This window comes from Kaistella sp., assembly GCF_032060305.1.
In the GTDB taxonomy this organism is placed as follows: Bacteria; Bacteroidota; Bacteroidia; order Flavobacteriales; family Weeksellaceae; genus Kaistella; species Kaistella yananensis.
In genome coordinates this window covers 18806-32339 of sequence record NZ_DAMBHK010000010.1, presented here as the reverse complement: position 1 = coordinate 32339, position 13534 = coordinate 18806, and the positions used below count along the sequence as shown (strand labels likewise).

12 protein-coding genes are annotated in these 13534 nt (G+C 38.8%); 6 read left to right on the top strand and 6 right to left on the bottom strand.

Features of this window, described 5'->3' with window-relative positions; genetic code table 11:
• The 3 genes from V5N63_RS02580 to V5N63_RS02570 all read right to left on the bottom strand — a co-directional run.
• Window positions 1-278 (bottom strand): DUF3037 domain-containing protein (locus V5N63_RS02580; RefSeq protein WP_332032704.1); only part of this gene is annotated, 278 nt, incomplete at its 3' end.
• Entirely contained in the window at window positions 265-1047 is a 783-nt protein-coding gene (locus V5N63_RS02575; protein WP_332032703.1) for a HipA family kinase, read from the bottom strand. The genes V5N63_RS02580 and V5N63_RS02575, both read right to left, overlap by 14 nt.
• 64 nt (window positions 1048-1111) lie before the next feature.
• Window positions 1112-1585, bottom strand: a complete 474-nt coding sequence (locus V5N63_RS02570) for a 23S rRNA (pseudouridine(1915)-N(3))-methyltransferase RlmH (RefSeq protein ID WP_265144269.1) — start codon at window positions 1583-1585, stop codon at window positions 1112-1114.
• 30 nt (window positions 1586-1615) lie between these two features.
• Between V5N63_RS02570 and V5N63_RS02565 the strand changes: the two genes are divergently transcribed.
• Entirely contained in the window at window positions 1616-2611 is a 996-nt protein-coding gene (locus V5N63_RS02565; protein ID WP_332032702.1) for a YihY/virulence factor BrkB family protein, read from the top strand.
• 6 nt (window positions 2612-2617) lie between these two features.
• Here the strand turns inward: V5N63_RS02565 and nhaA are convergent, their stop codons facing one another.
• On the bottom strand, window positions 2618-3790 hold the full coding sequence (gene nhaA / locus V5N63_RS02560; RefSeq protein ID WP_332032701.1) for a Na+/H+ antiporter NhaA: 1173 nt from the start codon (window positions 3788-3790) through the stop codon (window positions 2618-2620).
• 15 nt (window positions 3791-3805) lie between these two features.
• Complete coding sequence (locus V5N63_RS02555; protein ID WP_332032700.1) at window positions 3806-6010, bottom strand: RelA/SpoT family protein; 2205 nt, start codon at window positions 6008-6010, stop codon at window positions 3806-3808.
• 175 nt (window positions 6011-6185) lie between these two features.
• Between V5N63_RS02555 and dacB the strand changes: the two genes are divergently transcribed.
• The 3 genes from dacB (at window position 6186) to V5N63_RS02540 (ending at window position 9758) form a co-directional block, all read left to right on the top strand.
• A complete protein-coding gene (dacB, locus tag V5N63_RS02550) occupies window positions 6186-7559 on the top strand; it encodes a D-alanyl-D-alanine carboxypeptidase/D-alanyl-D-alanine endopeptidase (RefSeq protein WP_332032699.1) in 1374 nt (457 codons plus the stop codon).
• 14 nt (window positions 7560-7573) lie between these two features.
• Complete coding sequence (locus tag V5N63_RS02545) at window positions 7574-8743, top strand: sensor histidine kinase (RefSeq protein WP_332032698.1); 1170 nt, start codon at window positions 7574-7576, stop codon at window positions 8741-8743.
• A 79-nt stretch (window positions 8744-8822) separates the two neighbouring features.
• Window positions 8823-9758 (top strand): hypothetical protein, encoded by a 936-nt coding sequence (locus tag V5N63_RS02540; protein WP_332032697.1) that lies wholly within the window; start codon window positions 8823-8825, stop codon window positions 9756-9758.
• An 87-nt stretch (window positions 9759-9845) separates the two neighbouring features.
• Here V5N63_RS02540 and V5N63_RS02535 read toward each other — a convergent pair whose 3' ends face one another.
• Window positions 9846-11459, bottom strand: coding sequence for a M1 family metallopeptidase (locus V5N63_RS02535; protein ID WP_332032696.1), 1614 nt, complete (start codon window positions 11457-11459; stop codon window positions 9846-9848).
• Window positions 11460-11614: 155 nt separating this feature from the next.
• Here V5N63_RS02535 and V5N63_RS02530 point away from each other — a divergent pair, with 155 nt between their 5' ends.
• Window positions 11615-12637 carry a glutaminyl-peptide cyclotransferase gene (locus tag V5N63_RS02530; protein ID WP_332032695.1) on the top strand — a complete coding sequence of 341 codons (1023 nt, stop codon included), beginning with the start codon at window positions 11615-11617 and terminating at the stop codon, window positions 12635-12637.
• Window positions 12638-12709: 72 nt separating this feature from the next.
• Window positions 12710-13474: a hypothetical protein gene (locus tag V5N63_RS02525; protein ID WP_332032694.1), complete on the top strand. Its 765-nt coding sequence runs from the start codon at window positions 12710-12712 to the stop codon at window positions 13472-13474.
• The last annotated feature ends 60 nt before the right edge of the window (window positions 13475-13534 follow it).

Below are 13534 nucleotides of genomic sequence, written 5' to 3'. Positions count from 1 at the left end.
AGCCACCGGAAACGTTCCGGAATATCAAAAGATGCAATTTCTCCGCCTTCTTTTTCACCTCTGGCTACATGTTTGAAATTTTCTAAATTCTGAAGAATGTCATTGTAATCCATTTCACACTGCATCAGTTCAAATTTTTTCGGACACAGATGAAATTCAACACGAATGTACTTTTCCCTTTTAGAAAACAAAACAAGTCCGATGTTGAAAAACTCTTCTCTTTCAACTTTGGGAACCAGCCTGATCACCGCGTATTCGTAAATTTTAACCTCTTGCATTTTTCGCTTCATTTACAAAGTTATGGGAATTCTCTAGTCGCGTTTTCAGGAAATTAAAATACACTTCTTTAATTTCTTCGGGTGAATCATCTGTATCGTTCCAATGCAGCCAATCCAAAGGAATAAGTTCTACAATCTGGCGCAGAATAGTTTCATTTAAAACTGTTTTGGCAAAAGCATCTGCTTCATCAAGCATCGAAGCCTGGCGAAGCAGGACGTGATCTTTTATATACGCAAAAGGACTCAACGCATGTTTTTCAAAATTCATCCACGAATGATGGAAATAGAACGACGCACCGTTATCGATCACCCAAAGTTCTTTGTGCCACATCAGCAGATTGGTGTTTTTGAAGGTACGGTCGATATTGGTAATGTAGGCATCGAGCCACACAATTTTTGAAGCCAGCAAAGGATCGATTTTTAAGGAACCATCATACGCAATCGCTCCGGAAAGGAAATGCAGTGCCAGATTTATGCCTTCTGAGAACTTGAGAAGATCCTGAATTTCTTCGTCGCCTTCGGTTCTCCCGAAATCTACATCGAGGTTGGCAAAAACCAGTTCCGGGATCTGTAAACCGAGAACTTCGGCAATTTTTCCGCCCAAAAGCTCAGAAATCAGCATCTTTACACCGTGACCGCCGCCACGGAATTTCAGCACATATTTAAAATCGTCATCCGCTTCTGCCAAAGCAGGCAGGGAGCCGCCTTCTCTTAAAGGCAAAATGTAACGCATTACGGTAACCGTGCGTAAACTTAAATCCTGAGTCATAAAACAAAAATACGAAAAAGGTTGATGTGGTGATGGATATTCCAAGGGAATTGAATCTGATGCATCAGTCGTTATGATAAGGTTTTCCCTGAAGAATCTGATCGGCGCGGTAAATCTGTTCTACAAAAAATAGGCGGATCATCTGGTGCGTGAAGGTCATTTTCGATAGCGACATTTTTTCGTTCGCACGCTGGTAAATTTCATCGGCAAATCCATAAGCTCCGCCAATAAAAAAAGAGACTTTTTTAACCGACAAATTCATCCAGTTGTCGATTTTTCCGGCAAATTCTCGGCTGGTGAACTGCTTTCCGTTTTCGTCGAGAAGAATTACCAAATCGCTGTTTTCGGTGTGGCTGAGAAAAAGTTTGGCTTCTTCTTTTTTCAGAAGTTCGGGTGAAAGATTCTTTGCATTTTTTACATCGGCAATTTCGGTAATTTCAAAATTCCAGTGTCGCGGAAGCCGGTTTTGGTAGTACTTTACCAGACTGGCGATTTCTTTATCGTCGGTTTTACCAATGCAAAGCAAATTGATTCTCATTTCTTATCTTTGTTCTGCAAATATAGATTAATGGGTATTAAAACTCCTAAATTCCTTCTCAAAATCCATCGGTATCTGGATAATATTCATATCCCGGTGTTGGGAATTTCGCTCTGGAAAATGTTTGAAATTTACGGGCAGGGTGTTTTTAAAATGCAGATCGGGCGAAGTGCGGCCAGTATTTCGTGGAGTTTTTTCCTGAGTCTGTTCCCATTTATCCTTTTCTTACTGTCTTTGCTTCCTTATCTTCCGCATTACGACAAACTGCAGTTTTACATTTTCGAGGTGCTGATGCATAATGTTTTCCCTGCGCATATTCAGCAGGATGTTTCGAATTATATCCAGACTTTCATCATTCCGAACATGAAAAACATCAGCAATCTCACTATTCTTTTTGCGATGATTTTTGCGGTAAATGGCACACACTCTTTAATTAACGGATTTAATATCAATACCAATCTGCAGCGTGGCGTGGTGAAAGAGTACATCGTAGCTTTTTTTATCACCATCGCCTTTATTATCCTTATCATCGCGTCTCTGCTCGGCGTTTATTACAGCGAGGTGGTTTTGAAGCTTTTTACTCCCGAAATCAATATTTCGTGGCTTGTAAAAAATATGTCGAAAATTATTGGATTTTTCTCGTTTCCGGTTTTCTATTTTATTTTACTTGCTCTTTTTTACTGGGTAGGATGTCTTAAGATTACCACTTTCAAACAGGCCATTCCCGGCGCGGTTCTTACCACGGTTCTCTTTGTGCTGCTTACTTATATCTTTGCGATTTATGTGCGGGATTTTGCCCGATACAACGTTATTTACGGATCGATTGGTTCAATTATTTTAGTGATGGTGTGGGTAAACCTCAATATTATTTTGATTCTTTTAGGCAATGAACTGAATATCGCCATTAAAAAAGTGCGCGTAGAGAAAATGATTGCCGATGAAATGAAAAATAATGCCCATCAGTTTGATGCAGAACTTCTCCCGGACCTGGAGGAGCCGGATGATACGCACACCATCAAAATCTAAAAAAGTTTAAGCAGAAATCTTTTTGTTCTTCCCGAGATATTTAAGGAGCAGAAATCCGGTGATTGCCGAAATAAATGATGCTACCAGAATAGCAAATTTTGCTTCTTCCTGAATTTCAGTGTGTCCTTTAAATGAAAGCAGTGCAATAAAAATCGACATCGTAAAGCCAATTCCCGCCAGCAGGCCGGTTCCCAACATCTGAGGCCACGAACTTTTATCAGGCAAGCTGCTGATCTTAAGTTTAATGAAAATAAAGGAGAATAAATTGATCCCAATAACCTTCCCAAGCACCAGCCCCAACATTATTCCATAGCCCAAACTGCTGAAAAGCCCATCAACCATGCCTTCTTTAAAGGTAATATTGGTATTTGCAAGTGCAAATATCGGCATTATAAGGAAATTGACAGGCAGATGAAGTTTCTGTTCCAGCTTTTCGAGCGGCGATATTTCTGTAGTTGAAATGTTGGTAGGAATTGTAAACGCCAGCAACACTCCCGCAATAGTCGCATGAATACCCGAATGGTGCATAAAATACCAAAGAAAAATTCCGGGAATGATATAGAAAATATGCTTTTTAAAATTCAGGAAGTTTAAAATCGCTAAAACAGCGACCATCAAAGCACATAAACCTAAATAGTCCCAGTGAATCTGGTCGGTATAGAAAATAGCAATTACCATAATTGCTCCCAAATCATCCACAATTGCAAGTGCTGCTAAAAATATCTTGAGAGAAAGCGGAACACTTTTTCCCAGCATCGAAATAATGGCTAAAGAAAATGCAATGTCGGTCGCCATCGGGATGGCCCATCCATTTTCATAGTCGGTTCCCGAGTTGAAGAAAAAGTAAATCAGCGCCGGCACTACCATTCCGCCTAATGCGGCAACGATGGGTAAAGACGCATTCTTAAAGTTCGAAAGCTCTCCTTCCAGAATTTCACGCTTTATTTCCAGGCCCACCAGCAGGAAAAAAATGGCCATTAAGCCGTCATTAATCCAAATGCTCAGCGGGTAATTCAGCTGAAAAATATGGGTCCCGATTTCTTTGTCCAGCAGATTCTGAAAAGCCGGACCCAGTGATGAGTTGGCAATCATCAGCGAAAAGGCAACGCAGATAATAAGTAAAACTCCGGAGGACTGAGAGTGGTGAAGAAATTTCTTGAAATAATCGGTAATAAGCATGAATTGTATTAATTTTTAAAGACGTTTAACGCGGGAAACTCCATTGATGTTTTTCAGCTGTTTGAAGGTTTCTTCCAGCTGGCTTTTGTTTCTGACTTCGAGGTTGATGTTGCCGAGGAAAATACCGTTGTTGGATTCTATGGACATACTTTTCATATCCATGTTCATGGAGTTACTAATCACGGCTGTGATGTCGTTGATCATCCCCATCCTGTCGAGTCCTTCGATCTCAATTTTAATTCTGTTTTTGAAGCTTTCTTCGTTCACCCATTTTGCAGGTAAAACCCGGTAATCGTATTGTGCACGCAGGTTTATGGCATTAGGGCAGCCATCGTTATGAACTTTAATTCCGTCTGAAATCGTAATGAAACCGAAAATTTTATCACCCGGAATCACCTTACAGCATTTCGCAAAAGAATAATTCATCTTTTCTTCATCTTTACCAAAAACGATAAGATTCAGATTAGTGTCGGGTACTTCGGTAAACTCTGTGTTCTTCGTAGGCGATTTTCGGAACCTCTGAATTAAATTGCTGAAAAGACCTTTGCCTTCAGTGTACTTCTTAATATCACCAATATCCAGATTTCCGTTCTGGAAGCTCAGAAACAAATCCTGAGAAGTTTTCAGATTAAAGAATTTCTGCATTTTATTGATTTCCTCATCATTGAAATTCAGTTTTGCATGGCGCATTTTTCTCTGAAGAATTTCTTTGCCTTCTTCTACCAACTGATTTTTTTCTGAATTTAAAATCGCTTTAATTTTCGATTTCGCTTTAGAAGTAACAACAAAATCGAGCCAGTCGGATTTTGGTTTTTGGTTCTGGGACGAGAGAATATCTACCTGATCGCCGTTTTGAAGTACATAAGAAATGGGAACCAGTTTTCCGTTAACTTTTGCGCCCAGACATTTTGTTCCTAAATCTGAGTGAACCGAAAATGCAAAATCGAGAGCAGTAGAGCCAATGGGCAGAATTTTAATTTCGCCTTTCGGCGTAAAAACAAAAACTTCTTTCGAATAAAGATTGAGTTTAATATTATCTAAAAGTTCTGTCGTGGTAAGCGATTGTTGATTTTCTAATACCTCACGGATTTCCGTAACCCAAGTGTCGAAGTTTTTTTCGTCGCTATTTTTACTGAAGCCTTCTTTATATTTATAATGCGCGGCAACGCCTTTTTCAGCAATATCATCCATTCTTTCGGAACGGATTTGTACTTCGATCCACTTTTTATCGGGTCCCAAAACCGTTAAATGCAGACTTTCATAACCTGTAGAACGCGGCTGCGAAATCCAGTCGCGCATCCGCTGGGGATTGCTGTGATAAAGGTCGGTTACGATAGAATAGATTTTCCAGGCAAGGAATTTCTCATTTTTAGCATCCGATTTATAAATAATCCGGATCGCGTAATTGTCGAAAACTTCATCAAAAGTTACATTCTGCTTCAGCATCTTGCGGTAAATCGAAGAGATTGCTTTTGCACGGCCTTTAATCGAGAAATTCAACCCTTCGTCCAGCAGTTGTTCAGAAACTTCTTTTTTAAATTCCTCAATGTATTTTTCGCGGTTTTCCTTGGCTAATTCCAGGCGTTCTGCAATATCAAAATAAACATGGGGATTATTAAACTTTAAAGATAAATCCTCGAGTTCAGATTTAATATTATAAAAGCCGAGACGGTGCGCCAATGGGGCGTAAATATATACTGTCTCCGACGCGATTTTTTTCTGTTTATCCGGCGCCATGCTTTCCAGCGTCCGCATATTGTGAAGCCGGTCGGCAATTTTAATGAGAATGACCCGGAAATCTTCTGAAAGGGTAAGTAGCAGTTTACGGTAGTTTTCAGACTGAATCGAAATATTCTGGTGGTTCATCACCGAAATTTTCGTGAGTCCGTTGACAATATCTGCTATTTTTGTTCCAAATATTTTTTTGATGTCCTCATAAGTGTATTCCGAATCTTCGATGACGTCGTGAAGCAACGCACAAGCTATAGAAGTGGCTCCCAAACCGATTTCGTTGGCGACAATTTTTGCCACCTCGATGGGGTGATAAATGTAAGGCTCACCGGTTTTGCGACGCTGGTCTTTGTGCGCATCCAAGGCAATATCGAACGCTTTCCGGATAACTTTGTTCTGTTCCTCATCCAGAGTGCGGTAAGTGTTGGAAATTAAATCCCTGTAACGCGCGAGAATTTCCTTATTTTCCTGTTCTAAATCGTATACCATGTAACAAAACTGTTTAAGAGCTACGAAAATAAGTAAAAATGCATAATTATTGGGCTGTTTATTGAAAAATAGCCATAGATAAACCTTAAATCGGATAAATTTTAAATACCAAATCTATTACTCTCGGTTCATAATAAAAAAGATTATTTCGTTATATTTGAAAATAAAAAGGAAAATGACCCGACTCATTGCCATACTTCTGCTCAGCTCACAGACTTTTTTGTCGCAGAATATTGCCCAGAAATTAGATGTTGCAACAAAAAATCTACTTAATTCAGCTCCTGCATACGCTGCCAATTTATCGGTATATGTTGCTGATGAAAACGGAAATTTCATTTATGAACATAACGGCAACCGCGGACTTTCATCTGCATCTACTCAAAAGATTTTTACAGCTGCAACTGCTTTGGAAACTTTAGGAAAAAATTATCAGTACACTACCACGGCTTCTTATTCCGGAGATATTTCTGGAGGAAATCTGTCGGGAAACCTTTATGTCCATTCTAATGGTGATCCCACGTTAGGAAGCTGGAGATACGACAATTACAAACCTGAAAACTTCAGACAGAAATTTCTGGAAGCTTTAAAACAAACAGGAATCTCGAAGATTTCAGGAGATTTAATCATTGATGATTCTTATTTTGATTTTCAAACGGTTCCTGGCGGCTGGCCCTGGAATGATTTGGGGAATTATTACGGAGCCGGAGTTTGGAGCGTGAACTGGCGAGAAAACCAGTTCGACATAAGTATAAACGGGAAGGAAATGAAAGGTTTGAATGTTAATCTTCCCAATGTAAACTGGGTTAACGATCTGAAAACGGGCGGAACTTCTGATCAAAGCCTGATTTTTACCGCACCTTATTCGGATGTAGCGCTTATTAACGGAACACTTCCTGCCAAAGCAATAACGGTTTCCGGTGCAACACCCAATCCGCCTTTAACATTAGGTACAGAAATAAAAAAATGGCTGCAGGATTCAGGCATTAGTTTTAGCGGAAAAGTTACTTCAACTTCCATGCAGAGAATTAATGGCGAAAAAATTCTCACCGCGCCAAAAAATACGGTTATTTTCGAGCACAAATCTCCGACTCTTGATAAAATTGTCTACTGGTTTATGCGTAAAAGTGTAAATCTTTACGGCGAAACATTTATTAAAACTTTAGGGAGAGAAAAGAAAAATCAGGGAAGTTTTGATGCGGGAATCAGTTATTTAAAAGAATTCTGGAAGGAGAAGGGAATTAACCCGGCAATGATTAATTTCGCTGATGGAAGCGGTCTTTCGCCTCAGAATTATGTCTCTGCAAGAGCAGAAGTTCAGGCCCTGCTCTGGAGCCGAAAACAGCCTTGGTTTAATGATTTTTTTGAAGGATTTCCTACCCAGGCCAATGGCATGAAAATGAAAAGCGGCACCATGAAAGACACCAAATCTTTTGCAGGTTATCATACTTCCAAAGACGGCAAGAAGTATGTTTTTGCGATCATTATTAATAATTATCAGAGTTCAAACCTGAGTGATGCACTGTATAAAGTTTTAAATGTTTTAAAGTAACCTAAAAATTTAAAATGAAACGCAGAAGCTTTCTCTCTAAAATCAACAACTGGGTTATCTATATTCTGCTTACCCTTGCGGTGACGGGCGTTGTGGTGGCTTCTGTTATTCTCATCAATTACCTGAGAAAAGAAGAAATTAAAAGAATCGAGCTTTTTGCAACCGCAATAAAATTTCAGCAGCAGGAAGAAATTATTGTAGATCCCAACACACTGGAATTGATTTTTCAGATCAACAATACCAACAATACAATTCCGGTTATTGTAACCGACCGTAATAAAAAACCGCTCGGCCCAGATTTTCAGCGGAATATTCCTGAGAATGTTGCGAAAGATCCCCAAAAAATGCGTTCTCTTCTTCAAAATATGGAGAACTCGTACAAACCTATTGAATTACAGATGCCGGATGGGAATAACCAGTACGTTTTTTACACAAATTCCAAACTTCTTAATAATTTACGGTACACGCCCTATATCCTGGGATTGCTTGTTGTAGCTTATATTTCGTTTTCATTCTGGTTTCTCAGAACCATTAAAAAAACCGACGAAGGTTACGTTTGGGCCGGTTTGGCAAAAGAAACTGCGCACCAGATCGGAACACCGCTATCATCAATGATTGGCTGGATTGAAATTCTCCGGATGGAAAATGAAAACAGCCAGGGTGTAAAAGAGATTGAGAACGACATTAACCGGCTGAAAACCATATCCGAAAGATTTTCAAAAATCGGTTCGGTTCCGGAGCTTAATGACCTTAACATCAATGAAACTTTACAGCAAAATTACGATTATCTGAAATCCAGAATTTCGTCTAAAGTCCGTTTTATGCTGGTATTGCCGAAACATCAGCTGCTTATTCCGCACAACAGAATCCTGTTGAGCTGGGTCATCGAAAATATCGTTAAAAATGCCGTGGATTCTATGAAAGGCGAAGGTAATCTGGAGATTGATCTCTACGAAAAAAATAACCATATTGTAATCGATTTTAAAGACACCGGTTCCGGAATGACAAATTACCAGGCAGCGAATGCTTTCAAAGCGGGATATTCCACCAAAAAACGCGGCTGGGGTCTTGGACTTTCGCTGGCGAAAAGGGTGATTAAAGAATATCACCGCGGCGATATAAAAATCGCACACAGTGAAGTAGGGAAGGGAACTACTTTCCGAATTATCATGAAAAACAATTAACCATAACTTTATAATGTAAAGTTCGGTGATGTATAATTGCCAACTATTTCTTAATTTCGTGGTACAAAAAACCATGGAAATGAAAAAAATTATGCTCACGCTGTTCATTGTTACAGCTACGCTGGGAAACGCCCAGATTTTAAACATGATTAAAGACAAAGTAAAAGACAAAACCATGTCTTTTGCAGGTGACAAAGTAGTAAATGCAATCACGACAGAAGCTATTACAACCAATTTTAAAGATTGTAACACTGTGGATATAAAGCAACCCGAATTTGCATCGGGCAAGAATTTTGTAAGTCTCTGCCGCGAGTCTTTTAATAAGGATACCGGTTATGTTCTTACCCCAGGTTATTATAAGATTCAACTGAAAAGTTTTTGTCTTAAGGCCGGAACTTACGCACCAAGCAAAGGCGACGGGTACCTTTTTGCTCCTCTGAAAGGTCCTAAAGAAGAAATCATCAATGCTTTGGTGAAAAATTGGTACAATCATCAGGATATTCCCCAGGAACAGGTGCAGTCTCTGGTGTGGGCGGTAATTGCTAAATCGAGCTTTAAAAACCTGAATACCGAAAGTAAACTGGTTGCCGCCAGACTTTTAAGCAAAGATCAGTTGCTGAAATTATCTAAAATGGGCTTGGATTTTATACCGGCAGATATAATGAGTAAGGCTAAAAGTAATCTTCCGCAGCCTGTACAGATCGCACTGGATGCTGAAAATAAAATACGGAATTTTTTCAGTTCATCTTCTTCGAGTTATGCTGACCTTGAAAGGCTTGCCATGATCTCAGGCGTTAACCCTGAAAAATCTGCAATTCAGTACGGAACATGGGGACTGCATCCGGACGGATATTGGGTAGCGTACGAACCTCATGGCTACAGGGAAATGACAGTAAAAATATTTGTTCCAGAGAACTTGACTTCGGTGAGCTTTATACCTTCGGATCAGGTTGCGGTGCCTGCCAATACTTCCAGCCAAAGACTCATGTTGTCGGATATGCTGAATTGTAACTAAAAGTTAGATTTTTCTGAACTAAAATTGTTTCGGAAGAATTATAAAAAAGTATAAAACAAGTTTCGGCGCCGCAGGCGCCGAAACTTGTTAATTTAACTGTAAATAATTTACATAATAATTTGTGTCAAATTCCACAGGATTGGTATCCTTTAATGTAACTGTTTGCCATGCTGAAGTCGGATTTAAAAGCTGGTTGCTCTTCAGTCGCAATGGCATTGAAAATTTCTCGATTACATTGCTGTAACGGAATTTCAACGCATTTCCTTTTTGAGAATATTCTAAAACAGGAATTTTGGTTGTTCTTAAATACTGATTGAAAACCGGTGAAAAATCAATGCCTGATTTCTGTGAAATATAATCTTCAACCTGTTGTGTAGTTACTGTCTGGTGATAAAAATCTTTGTTCAGTCCTCTTAGAATCTGTCTGAATTTTTCATCATCATTTATTACCTGGCGAATGGTGTGCAGCATATTTGCGCCTTTGTAATACATATCGCCGCTTCCTTCATTTCTTACGCCGTACCGGCCGATGATGGGAATGTCGTTTTTAATATTGTGACGGATTCCCTGAACGTATTTTTCAGCTGAGTTTTTATCCATATAATTTTCAGTGAAAAGGGTTTCAGAATAACTGGTAAATCCTTCGTGAACCCACATATCAGCCTGATCTTTTGCGGTGATGTTATTGGCAAACCATTCATGGCCGGTTTCGTGAATAATAATGAAATCCCAGTTCAACCCCACGCCGCTTCCGGATAAATCTCTGCCCAGATAACCGTTTTTGTATTTGTTTCCATAGGCTACATTGCTCTGATGTTCCATCCCCAGATACGGAGTTTCTACCAGTTTGTAAGAATCTTCGTAGAAAGGATAAGGGCCAAACCAATATTCGAATGCTTTCATCATCGGTTTTACCTGCGTAAACTGTTTTTTAGCTTTATCGAGATTGTAATCTAAAACCCAATAATCAAGATCCAGTTTTCCCTTTTCGCCATCGTAAGTTTCTTTAAAATTCACATACTTTCCGATGCTGGGAACAATAGAGTAGGCGTTGATGGGGTTTTTAACTTCCCAGGTGAAGGTGTTTTTGTTTTTTTCTGAGGTCTGCGCAATCAGCCGTCCGTTTCCAACACCAACTAAATCTTTTGGCGTAATGATTTTCATTACAATTCCGTTATCGGGTTCGTCGCTCCAGATGTCTTTTAGCGGAAGCCAAACCGAAGTACCAATACCTTCCTGAGCAACACTTACGAAAGGATTTCCGTTATCATCCTGCTTGAAAACCCAGCCACCATCCCAAGGAGCATTTTTCGCAATTGTGGGATTGCCGTAATACTGAATGGTGAACGAATGAGTATCGCCTTTTTTGTAGTCTTTTTTAGTTTCAATAAAAATGAAATCACCATCACGTCTTGAGCTGCAGAGTTTTTCATCAGAATCAATAATCTTATACTGCATCGGTTGCTGCAAATCAATCTGGAAAACAGGATTTTTGATGTCTTTTGTGATTTCGAAGGTTATTTTGTTGGTTCCCGAAACCGATTTGTTCTGAATATTCGGTTCTACAGAAATTTCATATTTTTTAACATCCCAAAAGTTTCTGTACATGGTATCCGAACCTTTTAAAGTGTCCTGTTTGCTAAAGTTTTGGGCAGAAAGCGCTGCAGAAGCCAATATGAGCAACGAAAATGATTTTTTCATGAAAAGTAATTTCTTTATCGAACAAATATAATTATTTTAAATATTGTGAAGGGGCCAATTTACTGTTGGCTCGCTTTGTGTTGTTAAAATTCAGTATTTTTGAAAAATAATTCAATTCAAATCAACAGTTTGAAATTAAAAATAAAAATCCACACATGAAGATCAGAACTCTTATCGCAGTTTTTGCTTTTACCATCTTGGTTTCCTGTAATAAAGACAAAGAAATTCTCAATACTTTAAACGACTACAACATTTCCATGGAGAGCAAAGGCTACTATTTTGGTGATGCTTTGGCACTGCCGAAAGATGTGACGGAAAATTCAGAAAGTATTTCAATTAGTTTTGGTGATAAAGAAACCTCAAATCTGGTGATCGATCCTGAATATTTCACTTTGGGAGATAACGCGGTGACTTTCAATATTAAAAAGAAGAACGGCGAAATCATTACGCAGGACGCCACAATCAATGTTTTTGCAAAAACTCCGGAAGCCAAACTTACTTATGAGATCGTGAAGGAATATCCACACGATCCCAAAAGTTTTGTGCAGGGTTTTCTGCTGGAAGGAAATACGGTTTATGAATCCGACGGACAAAACGGTTCATCCAGAATCCTTAAATATACATTGGGAACCACGAATCCAATTGTAGAGACACCACAGTCTGACGAGATTTTTTCAGAAGGTGCTGCCATTGTTGGCGATAAAATTTATCAGCTGACGTGGCAGAATAAAAAAGGTTTCATTTATAATAAAAGTGACCTAAGCCTGATCAGCGAGTTTGTTTATCCGAACGTAATTGGCGAAGGCTGGGGCTTAACTTACGATAACAAGAATTTAATCTTATCCGACGGAACTAAGAATATTTATTTTCTTGATGTGAAAGATCCTTCGAAAATTGTACGTTACATTTCTGTTGCCGGAAATACCGAAGCGTACGACCAGCTCAATGAACTGGAATATCACAAAGGTTTTATTTACGCCAATGTGTGGCAGAAGCCTATTATTCTTAAAATAAATCCTGCAAACGGTGAAGTCGTTGGGAAATTCGATTTTACTGAAATTGCAAAACTTCATACCACAAATTCAGATGATGTTTTGAACGGCATTGCTTTCAAAGGTGATAATATGTTGGTTACCGGCAAATACTGGAATAAAATTTACGAAGTTTCCATCAAGTAAACTGAAAACTTAATATCGAAAATGACGTTCGCCGAACGTCATTTATATTTAAATTTGAAAAATCACTTTTTTTTGAAATCACTTCGTTTCATATTTTTCTTTGTTTTCTGCGCGGTTTCTGCCCAGCAAAATCTGGCTTTTGATTCTATAAAACTCAAAGATGCAAAAGATTTGCTGGTTGACGATTACGGCAATATTTATCTTTACAAAAACAAGGATTTCAGTTTTACAAAATATGATTCGCTTGGCCAGCAGAAAGGAAAACTGATGCTCACGCTGCCGTTTAAAATTCAGTCTGTACAGAATCCTTTAAGCATTGCGTCTTTTTCCGAAAATGCACAGGAACTTAAATTTTACGATCAGAATCTTAATGAAATACAAACAGTTAATTTCCGGCAGAAATTTGGTTTTATAAAAATGGTTTATGCCGAAGATTTGCAGCAGATCTGGTTGCTCGATGAAAGTACAAAACGCCTCATCCAGTATAATTTCCGCGAAGATAAAATCATCAATTCCTATCCTTTTGATATCGATTTTGAAAACGTAACCGACATATTGGTTTTTAACAGTCAGGTTTATCTGCTTACAAAAACGCAATTGGCAGTTTATAATTTCAACGGAAATAAAATGTTTGAATTTCCTCTCACTGAAGGCAAACGCCTAAGACGCGAAAACGGGAATATTTTGGTCATCGGAAAAAACACCATTCATTTTCTGCAGGACCGTATGTTGGGAATAATTTTCAATGCTGAAAATTCGCAGATTGTGGATAAAAACTCTGCCGCGTATTTTGTAATCAACGCCAACAAACTTTATCTTTACCCGCTCAATAAATAAGGTTCTGAAGGGAAACTTTCAGTCGTTTCGGTTCATTTTTTAATCATTTAATTTTTAACA